Here is a 22982-nt window from a genome sequence, read left to right on the forward strand (position 1 = left end):
GATGGCATTTGATCGCATTATCACGATTGTGTTGGATTCAATCGGTATTGGTGAAGCACCTGACGCCACTAAGTATGATGACACCGGCGCTGACACACTTGGTCATATTGGTACCTATTTTGATGGTAAACTGGCTTTGCCAAATTTGCAGGCCATTGGATTGGGTAATATTGCTCGACCAACACCAATTGCTGGCGTGACGGCGTTGGGTAGTCCCAGTGGCTATTTTGGCAAAATGGCCGAAATTTCTGCAGGTAAAGATAGTATGGATGGTCATTGGGAAATGATGGGTTTGCCTGTGACGGAACCTTTAGGCTATTTTCCCAAAGGTTTTCCGGCTGAGTTGATTAAACAAATTGAAGAGTTTTCCGGCCGTAAAGTTGTTTTGAACAAACCTTATTCTGGCACAGACGCGATCAAGGACTATGGTGAGCAACAGCTGAAAACTGGCGATCTGATCGTGTATACCTCAGGTGATTCGGTGCTTCAAATTGCGGCGCAAACGGATGTCATTCCACTTGAAGAACTTTATCGCATTTGCCGTTACGTTCGCAGCATCACAATTGACGCACCATATCGCATTGGTCGGGTGATTGCACGGCCATATGTCGGGACAGACCCCACTACGTTCACGCGGACCAGTGACCGTCATGATTACACACTTAAGCCGGATAAGCCGACAGATCTTGATCGCCTTCAAGGTGCTGGCATTGCGACTTATGGCATTGGGAAAATTAACGATATTTTCTCTGGCCAAGGGCTAGATGACGGTGTTCATACCACTAGTAATGTTGATGGCATGGAAAAAACAATTGAAGCAGTCAAATCGGACCGCCGCGGATTTATTTTCACCAATTTAGTGGATTTTGATGCGATGTATGGCCATCGCCGTAACGCGCAAGGCGACGGGGATGCTTTGATGACTTTCGATCGACAATTGGGCGACTTAATGACAGTGCTACGGCATCAGGATCTATTGATGATCACGGCGGACCACGGAAATGACCCAACTTTCCGCGGAACAGACCACACCCGCGAGTATGTTCCGTTGCTAGCCTACAGCAAGCAATTGCCGGGTAATGGCGATTTAGGTATTCGTTCGCCATTTTCAGATCTTGGTGCCACGATTTTAGATAATTTTGGTGTCACAGGTAATCAAGTTGGCCAGTCGTTCTTAAAGCTACTTAAATAAACCCACATTTTGAAGGAGAATCATTGTCATGAGCACACATATTGATGCCCCAAAAGGAGCCATTGCCGACGTCGTCTTATTGCCAGGTGATCCATTGCGAGCACAGTACATCGCGGAAAACTTTCTGGACAATGCCCAACGTTACAACACGGTGCGGAATGCATTTGGATTCACCGGCACGTTTGAAGGCCGGCGCGTGTCGGTTCAAGCGACCGGGATGGGCATTCCTTCGATCTCAATTTATGTTAATGAATTGATTCAAGACTATGGGGTTAAAACGCTCATTCGCGTTGGCACAGCTGGCGGCATGGGCGAAAATGTCAAAGTTCGCGATGTTGTGCTGGCCCAAGGATCTTCGACTGATAGCAGCATTATCTTGAATACGTTTGGCGCGGGGCTTTATTTTGCCCCACTAGCCGACTTCAACCTTCTTCGTGAGGCGGCAAACTTGGCAGATACTAGTGCAATTCGCTATCATGTTGGTAACGTGCTTGGCGAGGATCGCTTTTATAACGATGAGATGGATCGTCAAAAACTCATTGATTATGAAGTGCTGGCGACTGAGATGGAAACGCCGGCACTTTATCTACTTGCGGCTAAGTACCATGTGCACGCGTTATCGATCCTCACGGTTTCAAATCACTTGGTTACAGGTGAAGAAACCTCAGCCCAAGAGCGACAGACCAGCTTTAATGACATGATCGGTCTGGCACTCGGTGTTGCCAAAACAGTTCCTGATCGTTAGATAACGCATGAAATCTAGTTATACCAGGGCTTTGGCGCTTTGAATTTTACAGTTGAAATATTTTTTTAATGTGCGTACCAGTAGGAAACGTGTTATTCTGTATATGGTTTCTTAAGAAATGGTAAACGCAAGTAAAACGCAATTTTTGAAAAAATTCAGTTTTGGATTGGAGGAGTACATACATGGTAGATGCAAAGAAAGTATTGTCAGTTACGGCAGGATTCGTTGGTGCTGCCGGTTTGGCAACTTTAGCTACCGGCGCTAATACTGTTTCCGCTTCAACGGGGACAGTCAATTACAAATCGGGTGCGACCACCGTATGGAATAGTCCATCATGGCATCAAGTAAAACGCTATGTGACTTTTGGTGACAAAGTACAAGTTCTAGGTCAAAAAGTTGACCGAAACGGTGCTACTTGGTATAAAGTCGGCGACAATCAGTGGATCCCTGGCATTTATTTGAATTTTGACGGCAAGACTGTCACCGTTCAAGCACCAGAACAAACTGCCAGTCAGGCACCGGTTAGCCAAGCGCCAGCTAGCCAAGCACCTGCAAGTCAGGCACCTGCGAGTCAAGCAGCCGCACAGCCTGATACCCAGACAGCAACCATTCAGTTATATGTTAAAAACATTGGTTCTGCAGTCACCGTTTGGGCAACACCAGCGTACAGTCAGGCAACTGGCCAGTATCTGGAAGGCAACCAGACGTTGACGGCGGTTGCCCAGTTGCAAGCCAATGGCGAAACATGGTATCGGTTAGCAAATGGCGGTTACGTGCCAGAACGTTTTGCTAGCACAACACCTGCACCAGCACCGCAGTCATCTGCTGCAACGAGTGTTGCGGCACCGACTGCGCCTGTATCTGATGCAACGGCTTCGAACGCAGCTGCTTCGGATGCTGCTGCCTCCAGTGCCGCAGCGTCCAGTGCTGCAGCTTCATTGGCTGTCGCTTCAGAAGCTGCTGCTTCGGTTGCAAATGCCTCTAGCGCTGCTGCATCGTCTGCTGCTGTAGCGAGTGCTGCCGCAGAATCCAGTACGGCTGCAGAATCCAGTGCTGCTGCAGAATCCAGTGCTGCTGCATCTAAGGCTGCTGCTGATTCTAGCGCTGCAGCTGTGCAGACTACGACGCCTGAGTCCAGTGCTGCGCCTGCAACGACACAGGTTGATGCAACTCAGGAACAGCAACAGCAGGCAGAACCAAGCATTACGGTCAATGCCGAGGAAACGACAAATAACGCGACGCCGACTCCTGCACCAACGCCGACGCCTGCACCAACCCCAGCCCCTGTTACGCCGTCACGTCAGGCAAAAATTCAGGCGGTTATCTCAATTGCTGAACAGCAAATTGGGAAACCTTATGTATGGGGTGGCAAGGGTCCTAACAGCTTTGACTGCTCAGGCTTGATGTATTATGCCTTTTTGAACAGCGCCGGTGTTAACATCGGTGGTTGGACAGTGCCACAAGAATCTTCTGGTCAGCAAGTCTCACTGAGTGCACTTCAGCCTGGTGATTTGCTCTTCTGGGGCGGACATGGTAGCTCTTACCACGTAGCGCTCTACATTGGTGGCGGTACAATGATTCAGGCACCACAACCAGGTGAAAATGTGAAGTATACGGCATTAGCTTACTTCATGCCTGATTTTGCTGTTCGTCCTTCACTATAAGGATAACTAATGGCTAAAATTAAATTGGAACATTCTCGCGAGAGGGTGTTCCTTTTTTTGCTTTTTTTCATTCTGGGGCAAAAAATATCCTGCATTCACGGGATATCCAGTACGATTCAACGATTGATAGCTATCCTAATTATCATAGTCCGGACTTTTGATCAGTTCAGATGGAGCAGTCTTTGTAGGGGATTTAAAGATGTATTTTGCAATGGATGGCGAAATGTTCTTGGCTAAGGTCTGTCCCCAATTTTGTGAGATCTCCAGTAACGCAACATCATGTGGTTGAGTCGAGATCAATGACAGAAAATGTCCGGTTCACTAGCGATTTTGTCCAAGCTGTTGGTATGTAAAGCTATAAATTGTTGCCGAGCTTTTTCGGCACTTCCTTAGATTGATCTGCTGTTTGAATATTTGGTCCCTAGATAGACTTGCAGGGTTGGTAGCTATCCTATAGACAATATACGATGGGCGGCCGCTTTTTTGTTGCTTTAAATTTTAACGTTGATAATTGCTGCTTTTTCGTCGCTAGCAGTGTCAAAAAAGCCAAATAACGACGAAAAAAGCGGATTTTGCTACGTTTATTTTTAAACGGTATTGAACGACATCTCTCTAAGCAAGTGAGATACCTTTAGATGCGTCAGCTTTTTTGGAGTGGGGGGATAACTGAGGACAAATAGAAAGCTGAAAAGCACAAACAGTGCACTCAATAAGTGTGCACTGCGTTTTGGTCTGGTGAGCATCATGCAAGCTCTTGTAGCTTTAGCTCAATGATTACTTAACCCATTTTGCGATTGACTGACCTACTTGGTACCCAGCATCAAAGATACCGGTGAAGATACCTTTCATGATGACCTCGACTGACAAATCGCCGCCAACAACCGACACTTGTTCTGTGTAGGTAAGTTCAGGAAATTGATTCAAAGCTTTTTGATTCATTGTGGCTTCCTCCATTTATCGTGTCTATTTCAAATGACTAGCTATAGAGCTACCTTTTTGATAACCCACATGAAATTAAGTTTGCAAGACCCCCGTGCCAAACTGCCAAAGCATCAAGATCAAAAGACGGGCAATAGTGGCCAAAGGGAGCTTCTTTGCGAGAACGCGAAGTACGAATTGCTTTGGCACGTTCACCACTTATTTATACAGTTGCAGGTTTCTTTTCTTGCGTCATGCCATCCGTAAAGCCAGAGAAGACACCGGACAGAAATACAGTGAGGCTTCCAATGATGACGCCGGTAGCGACAACACCGATGCCGCCTTGACTTTCTGCTAATTCTGAATCATCGATGCACGAAAAGTTTTTAAGCACTAAGTTATTTTCCAACATAAGTTTCAGCTCCTAGTATTTTTTGAATGTTTCGGCTTACTACAACCACGGCGATTGTCCATAATGCCCAGCAGTGCGGAAACCATTGCTGAGGTAGCATCGGCAATTGCCATGTAGTGTCACCCCTTCGTTTGGGATAGTACAAGAACACATATGAAAAAGTGTGCTTAGTATGTCACGGTTGAAGGGGTCAAAAATGATTTCTCTTTCCTCTCCTTCCCGCTAATTGCCGTAGATCTGAGACAAAACTATCTAGGTGCTAGCGACCCTGTACATAATATACAAGTATTAGGCGATTTATAGGCAGCAGAGAAATTAACGTTGCGTTATTCGGGCTTTTCGTGGCTTATTTAGCCATAAGTTTCAAAATGCGACGAAAAAAGACGATTTTGCAACGTTTATTTTTTGCTGTTGATTAATATGTTTGAAAATAGACATTAACGGTAGGATTAAAAATTACTCAAGATTAAAAACAACTTTAGCCACATTCAGTGATTAAAATCGAAAAAATCACCAGTTTCTGAATCGTGATCGCGGCTCAGATAGCACTTGTTGGCCGGCAGTTTCAAGGCTATTTTGTTTGGCTGCTTCAAGCTCAATTTTCGTGGGCAAATAGTTTCATGCGCTTGATCAGACGCGAAAGTGACTGGGTAACCCGTGCATTGGAAAAGTCAGGGAAAAATTTTCAGACGTCAAGCAAAAACGAATGACCTCCTCTTCTTATACAGGGGAAATCATTCGCTTTTTGGTTTTTATCGGGTAATGACTGGGATTTATGAGTGGGCCACGGCAAAGAACTTTTTTGCCCGTGCGCTTTTTCCCGGGTTATTCGGAACCTAACAAATCATAAATTCCAAGAAGAAATTGTTGCTCTTAGATAATCGTTTGCAATTCAGCTGAATTAAGCCACCGGTGTTTTTTCCATTTCCTGAGCTTTGGCAACGGCTGCCATGGCGACGGCGTTGACCCAGTTGATTGGCTGGTCAAAGTTTGGCTGGAAGAGCATGTCGACCATGGCCAATGTTTCGATCGTCATGTGTGTTTGAATCGCTAAGGAGATGACATTGGCACTTTGGCTGATGTCATGCTTGGAAAAGAAGGCCCCGCCTTTGACTTCGTGCGTTTTAGGATCCCAAGTCAAGCTGCAAAGAACCGGCGTGGTGGTCAGCATAAAATCAGGTCGGTAATCCTGCTCAATGGTCACGCTGGCAACCTCAATGCCACGGGCTTTGGCTCCTTCAGTGGTCATGCCAGAGGCAGCAATGGCGTGTTCGAAAAGTTCAACCGCTGAGCTTGATTGGGTACCGAGATACTTTTCGGTTGGTTTTTCAATATTTTTGCCGACTAAAATACCTTGACGGACGGCATTGGTTGCTAACGGAATGTAGTCATTTTTGCCAGTCGGGTTGTAATGCACGGTAGCAGTGTCGCCGGCTGCAAAAATAGCAGGATCGCTAGTTTGCATATAGGCGTCGGTGATCACGGCACCATTTGGCAAGGTCTCCAAATGGTCTTTCAGCAGTTCCGTGTTTGGTCGGAAACCGGTACACAAAACAGCGATATCTGCTGTATAGCTGCCTTTGTCAGTTGTAACGGTCATCTCACCATCAGTGCCTTGGGTGAAACCGGTGACCATCTCACCCAGTGCTAAATTGACGCCATGATCCGTATAAAGTTTTTCTACTCGATCTGTAATGTTAGCGTCAAAGTTTTTCGCCAACACACGTGGTAAGCCATCGATCAAAGTAACTTGTTTGTCAGTTAGTGCATACTGTTCGGCAAGCTCGGCGCCAATATAGCCGGCACCGATCACGATCGCACTTTTAATGGTCGGAGCAAGCGCCTTTAAAGCCTTGGCATCATGCCAATTTTTGCAAAGATGAACATCCGTGTCGTGAATGCCCGGAATGTTTGGGACGATCGGCGTCGAACCAGTTGTGTAAACCAATTTGTCATATGTATCAGTGGTCACGTTGCCGGTTTTGAGATCCTTGACTTCAACAGTTTTTTCAGCAGGATCAATCGCCAAAACATCATGTTCCATTTGCATGTTGGCGCCAAGTGCAGCGAGTGCTTCAGGACTTGAATAGAACATTTTATCAGGATCACTGACATGATCACCAACCCACAAAGCGATGCCACATGATAGAAATGATAGATTGCTATTTCGTTCATAGACAGTCACGTCGTAATCGGGATGCTCTGTCAAAATTTGCTGTGTTGCGAATGTACCGGCATGAGTCGCACCAATAACAAGAACTTTCATTAGGTAAACACTCCTTCATATATTGATAAGGTTTTCACAAAAAGTGTAACATAATTAGTTGTTCGTGACTAGATTGCCCACGTTTAAAATTGTGAAATATTTATTAAGAAACGCTTTCAACAATATGAAAAATCCTTCAACAAAAAATCGATTACCAATTGATAGGCAATCGATTTTTCGTTAATGTCGCGGCGCGGGTTGCAACCAGCGCCCGATGAGTTCGAGATGATGCATGAGCTGATATTTACGAACAATGCCAAGGCCGGGAAAATGATGGCGGGTGGCCGCGGTCATGAACGCACTGGTTCCAGTTGTTTGCGCATCTGGGTGAAATGGCAGCCATGCCGTTAGTTGATCCAAGACTTCGAAAAACTTGGCTTGCGGATTGGCAAAGTCGTCGTTATTAACCGAAACGAAGTGATGCAACCGCAATGTGCCATCGGCCGCTGGATAAACCAGATGAATGGCGACAGCTCGTTGCGGATAACCATGCTCGAAATAGTCACTGGTGGCAAGGGGATAGTCCGCAAAGCCGATACCAGGCAGTGAAGTCGGAGCGTACTGATAAAACTCATCTTGCAAGATACCATAGTCATCCGTGTGTGGATAAACGGTGAAATGGTCATTTAAATAAATGGCGTGAGGCAAAGCCAGTCGGCGAACCCGCGCCTCATCAGGGACCAAGGCTAGCTGGTGCCGTGGCAGAACTTTTGCTTGCGCTGCTGTCGTTGCGATCACCAGTGCGGCTGGTCGGGCATCAAAAATTCGGGCGGGCTGCACAACGTCACTTAAAACAACAACATGGCGCGGCGCTGCCAGTAACTGATACGTGCCGACTTGCGGATTTTGAATTACATAGCCCGGATGTGCTGCTTGAACCAGAGCGCTAGTTACCTTCGTGACGCCGGGGATATCTTTGACCGGTTCAATGACAGGGATGACGGTTTTTGGTAATTGGTGATCGGCAACCAGCTGTGTCACCGCAGCCAGATCATATAATTTACCCCGGATAATCGGAAAATACTTCATCTGTTGGCGTCCATTTTGATAGTGGCTAGTTCAGCATTCAACGCGTCAATCTCTTCTTGTAAGGCATTGATCGTGGTATTGTCGAGCTCCGAAACAAACTGATCATAAAGATTCTTGTCAGGGTGATAAATATCGTAATCGGTTGAGCGTTTTTTCAGTTCAGTAAATAGATCGGCTGCTGAGAATTGGCCAAGGCCCTTGGCAACTTGTTTGGCCTTGACTACTTCGCGATTGAGGCTGGCGATGAAATGGTCGGTCAAAGTGGCTTCAGGGACTTGCAGTTCTTGACGGCGAGCTGGTTTGGCGATCGTCAAAGTACCGGGTGTTACCACAGGAACAGCGCTGGCGGCGATTGCGGCTTTAGAGAAGGGATGGTAGGTAAAAACACCGATCCCATGTGGAATTTCACTAGCCACCGCCGTGTACAGTCGTTGTGGCAAGACAAAGTAGTTGTAATGACCGATAAAGCTGAGTTTGGCGCTACTATGGAAGTCGGCTTTGGTGACTTTGAGCTCAAAACAACGCCAAATGGTCGCGTCTTGCTGTTTTTGGCGAACCAGGGTATCGACAATTCCGCGATCGTCTGGCATCGTCACTTCTTCAACCACGGTGGCCCCTTGTTCTTGCCAGTAGGCATAAAGCGTTTTTTCTAAATCAAGCGTGAGCTGTGTTTTCATGATGGGCCTCCCAGAAATGCGTCAAGAGTTGAGCTAATTGCGTTGGGTTGTAGCTGACTTGGGCGTGGGTCCAGTGATCTGGAAAAAGGCGGGCATAACGTGGAGTAATAAACCGTTCGTCAATCAGCAGAATGACCCCGATGTCCTTGGTACCGCGGATGACGCGGCCACCTGCTTGTAACACGTTATTGAAACCCGGCAGCTGATAGGCATATGCGAATCCTTGACCATTCGCCCGATCAAAATAGGCCCGCAGTTGATCGGTTTCAGCATTGATACCCGGCAACCCTACGGAGATAATTGCAACGCCAATCAGTCGATTTCCCTTGAGATCAATGCCTTCAGCAAAGATACCGCCAAGCACGGCAAACCCGATAATCGGTTCACTGCCAGTTTGAAAATGATCTAGAAATGTTTGCCGATCCGCTTCAGTCATGGCATTTTCTTGAGCGCAAACCTTTAGATCGGGATTCGCCGCAGTGAAGGCTTCATAGGCCGTTTTCAAGTAGGCATAGGATGGAAAAAAGAAGAGATAATTGCCGCTTTTGGTGCGAACTAATGTTGTCAGGCTCGCAATCAACTGCGGCAAATCCTGCGTGCGTCGTCGATAAGTCGTATTGACACTAGCGTCAACAATAACTGCTTGTTTGGCGGGATCAAATGGGGAGGGCAGCGTATAGGCGAGACTGTTGTCGATCCCGCCAAGCAACTTTTGAAAATATGCCATCGGTGATAAGGTCGCCGAAAATAAGACGGCACCACGCCCTTTTTTCAAGGCTTCGTCCACAAATTGCGATGGATCGAGACACAGTTCTTTAACCATAATCTGGCCGTTTTCTTTAGTGACTTCGGTTTTGAATGTCGCTTCATAGAAGTCGCCAATTCGCAGATATTGATTGGCTAGAAAAAATACCGGCAAAATGAGATCGACAGCAGGTTGCAACGCGGGGGTTGGCGGTTCGCTGAGCCAATCGTGAACGACTTCAGTGAAGCGAAAAAGAACTGCGGTGAGGTCATCAAGCGGATCATCTTGAAAGATGGTCGGTTGTGAGGTCAACAAGGTTGAAGTCGTTGCATCAAGGGTATTCAAAATACGTGTCATGGCGCGGCGAACTTTTGTCAAAGGGGCACCTTTATAAGGGGTTAGCGCTTTTTTTAACTGGACGAAATCTTGATCTGTGATGGCAGCGGTGTACATGTCCCGCGCGCGACTGACTAAGTTGTGCGCTTCATCGATCAGGAAGAAATTGCTGTCATCTTTTTCACTAAAAAAGCGTTGCAAAAAAACCAGCGGATCAAAGAGATAATTGTAATCACAGATGATGACGTCGCAAAATAGGCTGGCATCCAGTGAAAATTCAAATGGATCGAGCCTATGTTTGCGAGCATAAGTCTCGATGACGGGACGTGTCAGTTGATCCTCGTGTTCCAGTAGATCGTGTAAGGCTGGTTTTAGGCGATCATAGTAACCTAACATGTAAGGATTCTTGCTGGGGTCATCAGGTTCGTCAGCAAATGTGATGGTGTCTTTAGCCGTTAAAGTGATACTTTTGGCGGTTAAACCTGCTTGCGCCATCAAGGCCATCGCCTGTTCAGCCACGCGTCGAGTGCTTTGCTTGGCAGTTAGGTAAAAGGCTCGTTGGATCAAGCCCGTGCCCATCGCTTTTAAGGTTGGGAAAAGTGCAGAGATGGTTTTACCAGTGCCGGTGGGAGCTTGCACAAACAAACGTGCTTGGCTATAGATCGCCTTATAAACAGCGGCGGCTAGCTCATGTTGACCAGCTCGGAATTGCGGAAATGGAAAATCAAGCTGGTCGATGGAGGTGTTGCGTCGTTTGATGATATCACTACGTAGTTTGAGCCAGTCGCGAAATTCTTCAAGTAAATCAGTGAAATCATCAGCCAACTCGGCGGCACTTTTGACTTCACTGAAACGGCTGACTGTGTCGGTGCTGGTCTGGACATAAACCAGCGTGATTGTTGCTTGATCCAAATGCCGTTGTTCACAAAGTAGATGGCCATAAATACGTGCTTGCGCCCAATAGCGGTCTTTTGTATTTTGTGTGGCCTCTTCCCATGGGCGCGCACTGGTTTTGATTTCCTCAACTGTGAGGCCGGTGTCATCTGTCCAGACACCATCCGCTCGGCCTTCGAGCTGATAGTCTTCATCGTTCACGGTGACGGCGGTTTTGAGGTAAACCTCCCTTTCGTAATCGGACTCACGGTGAGCAGCTTGAAGTTTACGATGAATTTGGCTACCAATGATGGCGGTGTTATTTGAATTGCTGGTGATTGGATTGAGGTCGCCGGTGCGAACGGTTAACTCAACGAACTCACGAATACCAATGCGATTGTTTGCCATCACTGCGCCCCCTTGCTTGTCATGGTTAGTTATCAGTATAGAACATACATTCTCTATGGGGAAGACTGGTGAGCCAGGGTCATGCGCCGTCACGCTCTAGCTCCGCGTCGCAAGCCTCATCCGGCCGGAGATTGCGGAGTTTGGCACGGCAATTTTAGCGTAACTTTTGAAAAGTAAAAATACCGGGTGTTTCTTTGCTTTTATAAATATAAGAGGCATAATAAGGGTGTCAAGACATGACAAATACGGCGGCTTGCAAACACTGTCGATCGGTAAGCCGCGACACTGAATGAGGGACATAGAAATGAAAAAGACTAGTTTTTGGCGGCTATTAGGCTTAATGGGTGCTGTTTTGTTGATACTGACAGCCTGTGGCAAGCAGGGGACGGCTACGAAATCGTCTTCAAGTGCGCCAGTGAAAATCACCTACTGGCATCGGATGACGGGGACTTATGATAAATCGTTGAACAAGCTCATCACCAAGTTCAACCAGAGCCAAAAGAAGTATAAAGTTGTCGCAACTTCGCAGGGTTCATACAACGCGTTGCAACAGAAAATTATGGCAGCCGGCAAATCAAAAACGTTGCCGACCATGGCGCAGTCACCGTATACGAACATTGGCGACTACGTGAAGAACAAGTTGTTATTGCCTTTTGATCCAGAAATGTTAAATGGCGCGGATAAGTTGAGCAATACTGATTTAAAAGATATTTATCCAAGCTTTTTGTCTGCAGGTAAATATGAGGGCAAGTACTACGGATTGCCATTCTCAGTCTCGACTTCGGTGTTGTTTTATAACAAGAAGTTGATGTCCCAGTACAATATCAGCATACCGAAAACATGGGCTGATTTTGCAGCCGATCAGGAGAAACTCAAGGGAACTGATGTCAACGCGATTGAGCTAGATCAAAGTTATGATGTTGCGCTTGAGGGGATGGCATATGGTGCTGGCAGTCAACTAATTACACCGAAACTGAAGGCTAATTTGAATGCACCGAAGACATTGGCAGCTGTGAATCAAATTCTGGATCTGCGCAAGAGCGGTGCGTTGAAAACTGCTGGCGAAGATCAATACTTCAGTGTGCCATTTGCAAATGGAAAAGCGGTCTTTGGGATTGGTTCTTCGGCAACCGTGCCGGTTCTTATCCAACAGGCCCCAAAGGATCTTGACTGGGGTACTGCTGTGATTCCGACATACGAAGGCAAACGCAGCAATCCACTGAACGGAAATTACAATGTTTTGTTTAAAGGGGCCTCTAAAGCGCAACAAGCAGGCGCTTGGGCGTTCCAGAAATTCTTGCTGAAGTCTGAAAATGCATCACAGTGGGCGATGGATTCTGGCTATGTGCCGGTGACAAAAACGGCATCTAACAGCACGACATTTAAGAATTATCTACAAAAGAACGACAAGTATAAAGCCGCGGTCTCTGCAGTTTCACAGAGTTTTGCCTCAACTGTCTTTACCGGTTACACCGATTATCGTAACGATTTGATGAGCACTGTCGACAGCACGCTGACCAAGAATCTCAGCGGCGAAACAGCGTTTAACAATTTGCAAAAGCAGACTGAAACTATTTTAAAAGAAAATAAATAACTTTATTTAAAAAAAGACCATCAAGGCGAGCGTTGCTTGCCTTGATGGTCTTTTTTAGTTTGCGTCTGCTTGCTGTGGTGGGCTATGATGGTCTGAGCAGTTCTAAGCTTTTAAGGAGACTGATATGGAAATCAATGTACACAAGTTTCAGGAAGCCATTTTAGATGGCAGCTTCGAGCATACCGAGAATCATCTGACCGCTGCAGCGTTCAAAAAGGACGGCATCGAGGCGGGCTTGACGAAGGTGTTTGCAGACGTCCGCAAGGCCATCGACAAGCAGCAACTGATTCAGGCCGACCTCGTCATCGATTTTCCTGAGCCGACCACCATCACAGTTGAAACTGGCATCATCAATCTGCCGTTTGCGAATGTCAATAAAGTCACGAACTTTCTTGAGGCAGACGAGATTGTGCCGGTTCGGGTCTATTTAGTGGTGGCATCACCATTTGTGAATGTGTCGGGTTTGAGGATCGATGAAATTGCAACGGCAGCGGATTATCTCACAGGCTTTGAGACGCTCAATAAGCAAATGACCGCTTCCGTTCATGAGAAACTTGACCATATTCAAGAAGAAATGGCGAAGCCCAAAGAAACCGCAAAACCGGTGCCAGCTAATAAGCAAAAAACACCAGCCAAAAAGACCACGCGCCGGACGGCAACGAAGCGAACAACGACGCGCAAAACAACCAAGAAAACAACGACAGCGGCGAAAACATCAGCGACCAAGCCAGCGGCAGCTAAGAAGCCAGCAGCCAAGATAACGAAGCGGACGACCAAAAAAGCGGCGCCCAAAACCACTCGGCGAACAACTAAGAAATAAGCTGCTAGTCGCATGCTGAAAAGAGTCATTCCATTTGGGATGGCTCTTTTTACATACCAACAAGACCATCTAGATCCTTTAAAGCGAGGGGGTAACCATTTAAAAGCAAACATACGATGAATAATATTAACGAAATATGAGAATAACGTGTGAGATATGAAAATCATTTTGAATTGAAAGCGATTCCAGCATATTCTGAACTTGTTGGTGGAATAGGCCAATCTTGTTGCAGAAACCATCCACAAAAGGAGGTTGAAGTTTTGAAGAAGCACGGGTTTCGATTTTGGTTATTGGCAATTGTTGGACTGCTGGGTATGGTGTTGAGTCTGAGTCAGCCGCCCAAGCAGGTAGCTGCTGCTGATAACACCTTGAAAAGCGTTTTTTCGATTGATGCGGGACGAAAGTATTTTTCCGGGGATCAGTTGAAAACGATCATTGATCGGGCACATACAGATGGTTACACCGATGTGCAGGTTTTATTGGGCAACGATGCATTGCGATTGCTACTTGATGACATGAGCTTGACGATCAATGGCAAAACATATGGCAGTGATGTCGTGAAACAGGCCATACAGGCGGGTAACAAAGCGTACTACGATGATCCAAACGGGAATGCGTTGACGCAAACCGACATGGATGCGGTCTTGAAATATGCAGCGGCACGGGATATCAATATCATTCCGGTTATCAATAGTCCCGGCCATATGGATGCCATTTTGACGGCGATGGCGCAACTAGGCATTAAGAATCCTACCTTTAATGGGTCTAAACGGACTGTCGATCTTAACAATGACACTGCTATTGCCTTTACAAAAGCGCTATTGCAGAAGTATGTGATGTATTTCAAGGGGCATGCTACGATCTTCAACTTTGGCAGTGACGAGTATGCAAATGATGTCGATACTGGCGGCTGGGCCAAGTTGCAACAAAGTGGCACCTACAAAAAGTTTGTGGCATACGTCAACGACTTAGCGGCGATGGCCAAAAATGCCGGCCTGAAGCCGATGGTTTTCAATGACGGGATTTATTATGACAATAACACCAGTTTCGGGACTTTTGACAAGGATTTGATCGTCTCTTATTGGACAGCTGGCTGGGGCGGGTATGATGTCGCAAAGCCAGAATTTTTGACTGATAAGGGTTTGAAAATCATGAATACTAATGACGGTTGGTATTGGGTTTTAGGTCGCGTGGACGGCGATCTCTATAGTTACAAAACGGCGCTAGCTAGTTTAGCAAGTAAAAAATTCACTGATGTACCAGGCGCTTCGAGTGCCGTGTCGATTATTGGCAGTGTGCAGGCAGTTTGGGCGGATGATCCGAGTGCACAGTTAGACATGTCGGCGCTGTTGAAGTTGATGGATCAATTTTCGACAGCCTATGCACCTTACTTAGTTCGCCCAGCCGATTACAGTAAAGTTGATGCCGCCATCGCTGCCGTGCCGCGGCAACTTAATCAGTACACCGAAGCATCAGTTGCTAAACTTGATGCAGCGTTAAATGCTGTTGTCCGCGGTAAAAAGGCAACCGATCAGGCATTGGTTGACGGCTATGCCCAGACCATTACTGTCGCTATCAAGGCACTGCAACTGCGGCCAGCCGATTACACAAAGGTTGATGCCGCCATTGCAGCTGCAAAGAAACTTGACCGGTCACACTATCAAGATCTTAGTGGCGTTGATGCGGCGCTTGCTGCTGTTAATCGTAATCTCAACATCACCCAGCAAGCCCAAGCTGATACCATGGCTGCCAAGATCACAGCTGCCATCGCTGCGTTGGTTCTGAAGCCGGGGCCGCAACCCGATCCAAGGCAACAGCAAGTTCCAACAAAAACCATTGTGAATCCAGACCGGTACTTACCAAAAACGGCAGAAGCTTCCGGGTGGGGATTGATGCTAGCCGGGCTTGCCACGATTTTGGGTGTCATTAGCATTGTTTTCTTTTGGCGGCAACATCGCATGGCCGTCTAATTCCTGACAATAACCGAAAATACGGCCCGCTACGCATCTTTTGCGCAACGGGCCGTTATGGTGTTGTGCGCCAACACCATTTCATAGTGTCACGCAAGGATTTGATGAAATTGTGATGTCATTGAGATGATTGTGGTTGTTTTGACAACTACCTCGTCAGCATTTACCCGCAAAATAATCGGCTAGTAAGGTTCCGTCTTGTTATTTAGTTTAATTGAGCCGCAAGTTTACAAAATAAAGGTCAGCGGTCTAGATAGGTACTGTATAATGAACTTGAAAACGACGAAAAAGCAGCGCAAAGGCAAATTGGTTAGAAAACGGCGTATTAGCGGACATGAATGAGATGATGGGGTGTTCATCATGGGGTTCAGAGGTTTAACATGCGGATTTCTGATCTGAAGCGCTTGTTTAAAAAAGGAGTGGGCATTTTGACAGAACCATTATTTTTAAAACCATACTTCAATCCTAAGATATGGGGCGGCCGCAAACTCGAAACTGAGTACGGCTTTAACATTCCAGACGGTAAAATCGGTGAGGCTTGGATCATCTCAGGTCATCCGCATGGTCCGGCGACCATTGAAAACGGTCCATTGAAGGGTAAAACCCTTCGCGAGGCGTGGCATGAAGATCCCGCTTATTTTGGTCCACAACATAGTCAGGAGTTCCCATTGCTCGTGAAGATTCTCGATGCTGAAGCTAGTTTAAGTGTTCAGGTTCACCCTGACGATGCTTATGCTGCGGCCCACGAAGCAAAAGGCGAACTCGGTAAGACTGAATGCTGGTACATCCTGAAGGCAGATCCAGGGGCTTATTTGATCTATGGGCATCACGCCAAAACGCATGAACAGCTCAAAGAAATGATCGAAGCCGGCGATTGGGAGCACTTGTTGCGGAAATATCCAGTCAAGACTGGCGACTTTGTGTATGTTCCAAGCGGCACGATACATGCTTTAAACAAAGGCATCGTGGCATTGGAAACCCAACAAAGTTCCGATACGACTTATCGGCTTTACGACTACGATCGGAAAGATGATCAAGGTCACAAGCGTGAGTTGCATATTAAGCAAAGCCTTGATGTGACGACCGTTCCTTTCCATGACCCGAAGCTTGATATCACCAAAGAACAAGTGACAGGCGGGCAAATCACCACGTTTGTTAAACCGCCGCTGTCACCGCATTTTGCCGTTTATCACCTTGATGTTGATGGCACCATGACGTTCACCCAACAAGCACCTTATACCAATGTAACAGTACTTGACGGTGACGGGACCTTTTCTGCAGACGGGAAGAATTACCCGATCAAAACAGGCGATAGTTTCTTGATTCCCAACCAGATCAAGACTTGGGCATTCACGGGCAAATTGGCAATCGTCACTTCTACTCCAGGGGTAGACGCATAAAGTTGCGGATCATCAGGTGCCCAACATATTCATAAAGACAAAAGTTATCCCTCGGCAGGTTTTTAGACCATCGAGGGATTTTTTTGTTACTGGTGTGATTAAATGGCTGTTAAACAAAAAATTAGAACGTAATGAGAACGCTTTCTTATCGAAATAATTATTTTCTTGATTTGGTCTAATTATGGAAATGTCTGTTATCGCTTAATTCATGATTTCAATTTCTTTTTTTAACGAAAATTGGTACATGTTGTCATTTTGAGAACCTGTAAGTCGTTAAAAATAAAAATAAGTCGCATGTATTGACTTCACGAACTGGGAACGCATACACTACAAGTGGTTGGTACCACGTGGAGGTGAGATGATGGAAAAGGTTCCGTTGACGAAACAGCTGGTAGATCAGCTGGAAACGTTCATTAAGGAAAAACTTCAGCCCAACGATAAGCTGCCGTCCGAGCGGGATCTCAGCGAGTTGTATCAGGTCAGTCGCAACACAGTTCGTGCTGCCTTGAACGAATTGTTCTTGCGCGGTTTCATTTATCGAAGCACTGGTAAAGGTACATTTGTTGCAGAACGATTTGATGAGCGAACCGATGTCAGTGGGTCCTACAGTTTCACTAAACAGATGTTGGCAATGAACCGTAAACCAGTGACTAGGATCCAACGTTTAGAAAAAATTGCGGCACCCGCCAAAATTGCCAAGCGCATGCGCATCGAACCAGGCACGCCCGTTTACGTCCTTGATCGATTACGAATCGCTGACACGTTACCGATGATGATTGAGCGCAGTTACTTACCTGCTAACACTGTGCCAGGTCTTAATCAGGAAGCACTATCAAAAACGCCATTATACGATTGGCTGGAAGGCCATTATGGCATTCACATTGTTTCAGTCGATGAAGCGTTTTTTGCTGGATTAGTCACGCCGGAAGATGCTGAACAACTTCGAGTTGCACCAGCGTCAGCCTGTTTGAACATTCGGCGAACAACTTTTGCCGATACCGGCGAGATTGTTGAATACACCTTGAGTGTGGCTCGCGCGGATCAATTTGTTTATCACGTACATCACGTTAATCACTAGATAATAAAGCATAAGCCAGTCCGGCTTAGGGGCTGGCAAGCAGGTTTCCAATAGGAGGATGAAGAATATTGTTCGAAAAAACAACTGAAGAACTAACCAAGTTAGGTGCACAAATTACAACTGCTGAAATCAAACAGCAGCCAGAACTATGGCAAGAAGCATTTGATAACTATACCAACGCCAAGGAAAAGATCACGGCCTTTTTGGATCAGGTGACGGCCGCAGCTAATGGCAAAACCGTTCGCGTTATTTTCACAGGTGCCGGTAGTTCACAATATGTTGGTGACACGGTGACGCCATACCTACGCGCGCATGGTGATCGCAGCAAGTTCGAATTTGAATCAATTGGGTCAACTGATATTGTGTCCGCACCTTACGATTTTCTGGAAGCAGACACGCCGACCATTCTGGTTTCCTTTGCTCGTAGCGGCAACTCACCGGAAAGTTTGAAAACTGTTGAACTGGCTGAACAAGTTGTTCACAACCTCCATCAAATCAGCATTACCTGCGCACCGGAAGGCCAATTGGCCAAGAAGTCTGAAACGGAAGACAAGACTTTGTTGCTGTTACAGCCAGCTGGTTCAAATGATAAAGGCTTTGCCATGACAGGAAGTTTCTCTTGCATGACCTTGAGTGCCTTGCTGGTATTTGATACCGCCAGTGACACGGATAAGAGCAAGTGGGTGAAAGCCATTGCGGCAATGGGACAAGAAGTTGTGGCGCGTGAAGCGGAAGTTCAAAAAGTGCTTGACCTTGATTTTGATCGTATCGTCTATCTTGGCTCTGGCAGTCTTGGCGGCTTGACCCGCGAAACTCGCCTGAAGGTGCTTGAACTAACAGCCGGCAAGTATGCCACCATGTTTGACACTTCCATGGGCTTCCGTCATGGTCCAAAGAGTTTCCTAGATGACAAGACTTTGTTGTTCGACCTCGTTAGCAACAATGCCTACACCCGTCAATATGATATCGATGTCCTTGAGGAAGTTAAGGGTGACGGTATTGCTAAATCCGTGATGGCAGTGGGCACCAAGCAAGATCAGAACTTCTCAGGCGATGCCTTCTATTTTGAAAATGGCCTTAAAGATCTTCCAGAAGCTTATCAGGCTCTCCCAGATGTCATGTTCGCCCAGACTGTAGCATTGCTTGCTTCGATCAAAGTTGGCAACTTGCCTGACACACCATCACCAACCGGCACCGTTAACCGAGTTGTTAAAGGCGTGACCTTGCACGATTACGCTGGTAAAGAATAGAGCGTGAACTGGCACCAAGCAGCATCAACGAGCAAGTTTAGAGGAGGCAAAAGAGTTCATGAGTTACTACATTCACGCTGCAAAGTTTTTTCTCAAAAATGTGACTGAAATTGGTGGTTATCTAGAAGTCACCGATGATGGCAAGTTTGGCGAGTATCTGCCGGAAACAGCTAAGCCAGATGGCGATATTGTTGAACAATCCGGCAAATTGATTGCTCCAGGTTTAGTCGATACCCATATTCACGGGTTGTTAGGGCATGACGTAATGGACAACGATTGGGATGGCATTGAGACAATGAGCAAAAACTTGCTCAAAGCTGGTGTCACCAGTTGGCTGCCAACCACATTGACCGGTTCATTTGATCAACTCAATGAGGTTTGCAAAACGATTGCCGCACATGCTGGCGATGAAAGCGGTGCGAAGATTCAAGGCATTTATTTTGAAGGCCCATACTTTACGACCAAGCATAAAGGGGCACAGAATCCGAAGTACTTCAAAAATCCAAGTGAGCAAGAATACGATGCTTGGCAGACGTCCGCTGATGGCTTGTTGAAGAAAATTGCGATTGCCCCAGAACGTGAGGGTGCTGCTGACTTCACTCGGTATGCCACCGCAGACGGCACGGTGGTGGCTTTGGGCCATAGTGATGCCACCTTTGAACAGGCGAAAGCTTGCATCGAAGCCGGTGCAACCGTCTTTACACACACTTTCAATGGTATGAGTCCTTTGAGCCATCGCAAACCTGGTATGGTCGGAGCAGCGATGTATCTGCAAGGCGTTGATGATGAGCTTATCTGTGATGGTCATCACGTCCGTCCTGAAGTGGCCACCACCTTGATTCGACTGAAAGGCGCTGAACATATCGCATTGATTACCGATTGCATGCGCGCGGGGATGATGCCTGATGGCGATTACGTCCTTGGCGAATTCCCAGTTTATGTCAAAGACGGGATGGCGCGGATGAAAGATGGCGACAGTCTGGCGGGTTCAGTTCTTGAATTGAAAGATGCGCTGACCAATCTCCTTGCTTGGAACGCCGCAACACCAGAAGCAATTATTCGAATGGCTTCTCAAACACCGGCTGCTTCTTGCAATATCGACGATCAATGCGGCAGTATTTTACCTGGCCGATCCGCTGATTATCTAGTTTTGGACGCTGATCTCAAGCTCGAAGCCACCTATCTTGATGGGAAATTAGGCTATCAAGCTGAGGCATGAAAGCTTTCCTGACACAAAACCTTGTGAAATAAGGTGTCAGTGTGTGACACTTAAATATGGCAGCATAAGCTGTTATGAATGAAAGGAGGCCAGCGCTACATGACGACCTTTTCGATCGATCATGAGTTTATGTTGGACGGTCAGCCGTTCAAGATTCTGTCTGGCGCGATTCATTACTTCCGAGTCCATCCCAGTGATTGGTATCACAGCCTTTATAACTTGAAGGCACTGGGATTTAACACGGTAGAAACCTATGTCCCTTGGAATCTGCACGAGTACAACGAAGGTGACTTTGATTTCAGCGGGATTCTCGACATTGAACGCTTTCTAAACACCGCAAAGGATCTTGGCTTATACGCCATCGTTCGACCATCCCCTTACATCTGCGCAGAATGGGAGTTCGGCGGGTTTCCAGCATGGCTGTTAACGAAAAAGATGCGCTTGCGAACCGACGATTCTGCCTATCTGCAAGCGATTGACCGTTACTACACAGCTTTAATGCCTCATCTTGTGGGTCATCAAGTCACGCATGGTGGCAATGTCATCATGATGCAAGTGGAAAATGAGTACGGTTCATATGGCGAAGACAAGGACTATCTTGCCGCCGTGGCCGAACTTATGAAAAAGCATGGCGTTGATGTCCCCCTTTTTACCTCGGATGGTCCCTGGCCAGCAACCTTGAACGCTGGCAGCATGGCCGACGCTGGTATTTTGACTACCGGCAATTTTGGCTCACGTGCCGACATGAATTTCGATCGGTTGGCGGCCTTCAATCAAGCTCATGGGCATGATTGGCCGTTGATGTGTATGGAATTTTGGGACGGCTGGTTCAACCGCTGGGGCGAACCGATCATTCGCCGCGACCCAGAAGAAACTGCCGAGGACTTGCGAGCGGTGATCCAACGCGGCAGTGTCAATCTCTACATGTTCCACGGGGGAACTAATTTTGGTTTTATGAACGGTACCTCAGCTCGCAAAGATCATGATCTGCCGCAAGTGACTTCCTACGATTACGATGCACCATTGAATGAGCAAGGCAATCCAACGCCAAAGTACTTTGCCATTCAGAAAATGATCCACGAAGTCTTGCCATCGCAGGCCCAGACAACACCACTGGTCAAGCCAGCGATGACGCAGGCGGACAATCCGTTGACGGCGAAAGTGTCATTATTCTCAGTACTTGATCAGCTAGCTCAGCCAGTAGCCGCACCTTATCCGCAGACACAGGAGTTTCTTGGCCAATACACCGGTTATACGTTGTATCGGACAAACCCGCTGATCAGTGGTACCGATAAAGGCACGCCGGCTAAGTTGCGCGTGATTGATGCCCGTGATCGGGTTCAAGCCTTCTTTGATGGCAAGTCGCTAGCAACACAGTATCAAGAGGCCATCGGCGATGACATCCTGCTCCCAGAAGTTGAAGGCCGCCATCAACTAGATCTGTTGGTCGAAAACATGAGCCGCGTCAACTATGGCTCAAAAATCGAAGCGATTACCCAGTTTAAGGGGATTCGCACCGGTGTCATGGTAGACCTCCATTTCATTAAGGACTACCTGCAATACCCACTTGACTTGAACAAGGCGCCGCAACTTGATTTCACCGGCGATTGGCAAGCAGGGACACCCGCTTTTTATCAATATGGGTTTGATGTGGTGAAACCACAGGATACGTATCTTGATTGTCGTGGATTCGGTAAAGGAGTGATGCTGGTCAATGGTGTTAACATCGGCAGATTCTGGGAGAAGGGGCCAACGTTGTCACTATATGTGCCAGCCGGGTTGCTTCACACCGGGCACAATGAGGTCATTGTTTTTGAAACCGAAGGCCAATATGCCGAGGCGATAAACTTGGTTGACCACCCAATATTTAAGGAACTGAACACAGAGGAGGAATAAAAATGGCTATTATTGCAGCACGTATTGATGGTCGCTTGGTCCATGGCCAAGTTGCCAATCTCTGGACTACTAAGCTCGGCGCAACGCGGATTATGGTCGTGGACGAGGCCGCATCAAAGAGTGATATCGACAAGAGCGGATTACGGATGGCAACCCCAGATGGTATTCGCCTGTCTGTTCTCGATGTTGCCACAGCAGCAAACCACATTTTGAATCACAAATATGATTCACAAAAGGTTTTCATTGTGGCAAAGCGGCCGGAGACATTCCTCGCATTGGTGAATGCAGGTGTTCCGATCACCGACTTGAACGTTGGTAATATGTCTCAAACTGATGAAACCCGTTCAATCACGAAGTCCATCAACGTGGTGGACGCTGACGTTGACACATTTAAAGAACTTGATGCAAAAGGGGTTCATCTCACAGCGCAAATGGTTCCAGGCGACACAGCAGCGGACTTCATGTCCCTGCTCAAAAAAGGATAGGGGGA

General features: G+C 47.0%; 19 protein-coding genes. 13 read left to right on the plus strand and 6 right to left on the minus strand.

Annotated elements, in window-relative coordinates:
- Position 1 precedes the first annotated feature (1 nt).
- The 3 genes from AC07KQ_RS01425 to msp1 all read left to right on the plus strand — a co-directional run bounded on the left by AC07KQ_RS01425 (position 2) and on the right by msp1 (position 3601).
- Positions 2 to 1192 carry a phosphopentomutase gene (locus AC07KQ_RS01425; RefSeq protein ID WP_003563101.1) on the plus strand — a complete coding sequence of 397 codons (1191 nt, stop codon included), beginning with the start codon at positions 2 to 4 and terminating at the stop codon, positions 1190 to 1192.
- Between the two features lie 28 nt (positions 1193 to 1220).
- Positions 1221 to 1937 (plus strand): purine-nucleoside phosphorylase, encoded by a 717-nt coding sequence (gene deoD / locus AC07KQ_RS01430; protein ID WP_003563103.1) that lies wholly within the window; start codon positions 1221 to 1223, stop codon positions 1935 to 1937.
- A gap of 182 nt (positions 1938 to 2119) precedes the next feature.
- Complete coding sequence (gene msp1 / locus AC07KQ_RS01435) at positions 2120 to 3601, plus strand: cell wall hydrolase P75 (RefSeq protein WP_274990990.1); 1482 nt, start codon at positions 2120 to 2122, stop codon at positions 3599 to 3601.
- Between the two features lie 774 nt (positions 3602 to 4375).
- Here the strand turns inward: msp1 and AC07KQ_RS01440 are convergent.
- Entirely contained in the window at positions 4376 to 4540 is a 165-nt protein-coding gene (locus tag AC07KQ_RS01440; RefSeq protein ID WP_003577430.1) for a hypothetical protein, read from the minus strand.
- Between the two features lie 202 nt (positions 4541 to 4742).
- Positions 4743 to 4931: a hypothetical protein gene (locus AC07KQ_RS01445; RefSeq protein WP_003563110.1), complete on the minus strand. Its 189-nt coding sequence runs from the start codon at positions 4929 to 4931 to the stop codon at positions 4743 to 4745.
- Positions 4932 to 5458: 527 nt separating this feature from the next.
- Here AC07KQ_RS01445 and AC07KQ_RS01450 point away from each other — a divergent pair.
- On the plus strand, positions 5459 to 5641 hold the full coding sequence (locus tag AC07KQ_RS01450; protein ID WP_003568849.1) for a hypothetical protein: 183 nt from the start codon (positions 5459 to 5461) through the stop codon (positions 5639 to 5641).
- Between the two features lie 191 nt (positions 5642 to 5832).
- On the opposite strand, the gene AC07KQ_RS01455 is transcribed toward AC07KQ_RS01450, so the two are convergent.
- From AC07KQ_RS01455 to AC07KQ_RS01470, 4 genes are all read right to left on the minus strand, one after another.
- Positions 5833 to 7197 carry an FAD-dependent oxidoreductase gene (locus AC07KQ_RS01455; protein ID WP_003563113.1) on the minus strand — a complete coding sequence of 455 codons (1365 nt, stop codon included), beginning with the start codon at positions 7195 to 7197 and terminating at the stop codon, positions 5833 to 5835.
- Positions 7198 to 7377: 180 nt separating this feature from the next.
- Positions 7378 to 8226, minus strand: a complete 849-nt coding sequence (locus AC07KQ_RS01460) for a sce7725 family protein (protein ID WP_003563115.1) — start codon at positions 8224 to 8226, stop codon at positions 7378 to 7380.
- Positions 8223 to 8903: a hypothetical protein gene (locus AC07KQ_RS01465; RefSeq protein ID WP_003563117.1), complete on the minus strand. Its 681-nt coding sequence runs from the start codon at positions 8901 to 8903 to the stop codon at positions 8223 to 8225. The genes AC07KQ_RS01460 and AC07KQ_RS01465 overlap by 4 nt, the downstream gene beginning before the upstream one ends.
- Positions 8881 to 11265: a helicase C-terminal domain-containing protein gene (locus AC07KQ_RS01470; protein WP_480156578.1), complete on the minus strand. Its 2385-nt coding sequence runs from the start codon at positions 11263 to 11265 to the stop codon at positions 8881 to 8883. The genes AC07KQ_RS01465 and AC07KQ_RS01470 overlap by 23 nt, the downstream gene beginning before the upstream one ends.
- A gap of 304 nt (positions 11266 to 11569) precedes the next feature.
- Between AC07KQ_RS01470 and AC07KQ_RS01475 the strand changes: the two genes are divergently transcribed.
- From AC07KQ_RS01475 to AC07KQ_RS01515, 9 genes are all read left to right on the plus strand, one after another.
- Positions 11570 to 12859: an ABC transporter substrate-binding protein gene (locus tag AC07KQ_RS01475; protein ID WP_003563119.1), complete on the plus strand. Its 1290-nt coding sequence runs from the start codon at positions 11570 to 11572 to the stop codon at positions 12857 to 12859.
- Between the two features lie 124 nt (positions 12860 to 12983).
- Entirely contained in the window at positions 12984 to 13679 is a 696-nt protein-coding gene (locus AC07KQ_RS01480) for a hypothetical protein (RefSeq protein WP_003563121.1), read from the plus strand.
- 260 nt (positions 13680 to 13939) lie between these two features.
- The gene (locus AC07KQ_RS01485) at positions 13940 to 15649 is read left to right on the plus strand and encodes a family 20 glycosylhydrolase (protein ID WP_013245373.1); all 1710 of its coding nucleotides are present in this window, start codon (positions 13940 to 13942) and stop codon (positions 15647 to 15649) included.
- 380 nt (positions 15650 to 16029) lie between these two features.
- On the plus strand, positions 16030 to 17049 hold the full coding sequence (gene manA, locus AC07KQ_RS01490; protein ID WP_003563126.1) for a mannose-6-phosphate isomerase, class I: 1020 nt from the start codon (positions 16030 to 16032) through the stop codon (positions 17047 to 17049).
- Positions 17050 to 17410: 361 nt separating this feature from the next.
- Positions 17411 to 18127, plus strand: a complete 717-nt coding sequence (locus tag AC07KQ_RS01495) for a GntR family transcriptional regulator (protein WP_012490884.1) — start codon at positions 17411 to 17413, stop codon at positions 18125 to 18127.
- A 68-nt stretch (positions 18128 to 18195) separates the two neighbouring features.
- Complete coding sequence (locus AC07KQ_RS01500) at positions 18196 to 19377, plus strand: SIS domain-containing protein (RefSeq protein WP_003563130.1); 1182 nt, start codon at positions 18196 to 18198, stop codon at positions 19375 to 19377.
- 58 nt (positions 19378 to 19435) lie between these two features.
- Positions 19436 to 20596 (plus strand): N-acetylglucosamine-6-phosphate deacetylase, encoded by a 1161-nt coding sequence (gene nagA / locus AC07KQ_RS01505; RefSeq protein ID WP_013245376.1) that lies wholly within the window; start codon positions 19436 to 19438, stop codon positions 20594 to 20596.
- 99 nt (positions 20597 to 20695) lie between these two features.
- The gene (locus AC07KQ_RS01510; protein ID WP_013245377.1) at positions 20696 to 22492 is read left to right on the plus strand and encodes a glycoside hydrolase family 35 protein; all 1797 of its coding nucleotides are present in this window, start codon (positions 20696 to 20698) and stop codon (positions 22490 to 22492) included.
- 2 nt (positions 22493 to 22494) lie between these two features.
- Positions 22495 to 22977, plus strand: coding sequence for a PTS sugar transporter subunit IIB (locus AC07KQ_RS01515; RefSeq protein WP_003563136.1), 483 nt, complete (start codon positions 22495 to 22497; stop codon positions 22975 to 22977).
- Positions 22978 to 22982 lie beyond the last annotated feature (5 nt).

It is taken from the genome of Lacticaseibacillus sp. YLM2-1, from assembly GCF_056583465.1.

Bases quoted from the DNA above. Each gene is read 5' to 3' on its own strand.
- AC07KQ_RS01425 (WP_003563101.1), top strand. From the start codon at position 2: ATGGCATTTGATCGCATTATCACGATTGTGTTGGATTCAATCGGTATT.
- deoD (WP_003563103.1), top strand. From the start codon at position 1,221: ATGAGCACACATATTGATGCCCCAAAAGGAGCCATTGCCGACGTCGTC.
- msp1 (WP_274990990.1), top strand. From the start codon at position 2,120: ATGGTAGATGCAAAGAAAGTATTGTCAGTTACGGCAGGATTCGTTGGT.
- AC07KQ_RS01440 (WP_003577430.1), bottom strand. From the start codon at position 4,540: ATGAATCAAAAAGCTTTGAATCAATTTCCTGAACTTACCTACACAGAA.
- AC07KQ_RS01445 (WP_003563110.1), bottom strand. From the start codon at position 4,931: ATGTTGGAAAATAACTTAGTGCTTAAAAACTTTTCGTGCATCGATGAT.
- AC07KQ_RS01455 (WP_003563113.1), bottom strand. From the start codon at position 7,197: ATGAAAGTTCTTGTTATTGGTGCGACTCATGCCGGTACATTCGCAACA.
- AC07KQ_RS01460 (WP_003563115.1), bottom strand. From the start codon at position 8,226: ATGAAGTATTTTCCGATTATCCGGGGTAAATTATATGATCTGGCTGCG.
- AC07KQ_RS01465 (WP_003563117.1), bottom strand. From the start codon at position 8,903: ATGAAAACACAGCTCACGCTTGATTTAGAAAAAACGCTTTATGCCTAC.
- AC07KQ_RS01470 (WP_480156578.1), bottom strand. From the start codon at position 11,265: ATGGCAAACAATCGCATTGGTATTCGTGAGTTCGTTGAGTTAACCGTT.
- AC07KQ_RS01475 (WP_003563119.1), top strand. From the start codon at position 11,570: ATGAAAAAGACTAGTTTTTGGCGGCTATTAGGCTTAATGGGTGCTGTT.
- AC07KQ_RS01480 (WP_003563121.1), top strand. From the start codon at position 12,984: ATGGAAATCAATGTACACAAGTTTCAGGAAGCCATTTTAGATGGCAGC.
- manA (WP_003563126.1), top strand. From the start codon at position 16,030: ATGCGGATTTCTGATCTGAAGCGCTTGTTTAAAAAAGGAGTGGGCATT.
- AC07KQ_RS01495 (WP_012490884.1), top strand. From the start codon at position 17,411: ATGGAAAAGGTTCCGTTGACGAAACAGCTGGTAGATCAGCTGGAAACG.
- nagA (WP_013245376.1), top strand. From the start codon at position 19,436: ATGAGTTACTACATTCACGCTGCAAAGTTTTTTCTCAAAAATGTGACT.
- AC07KQ_RS01510 (WP_013245377.1), top strand. From the start codon at position 20,696: ATGACGACCTTTTCGATCGATCATGAGTTTATGTTGGACGGTCAGCCG.
- AC07KQ_RS01515 (WP_003563136.1), top strand. From the start codon at position 22,495: ATGGCTATTATTGCAGCACGTATTGATGGTCGCTTGGTCCATGGCCAA.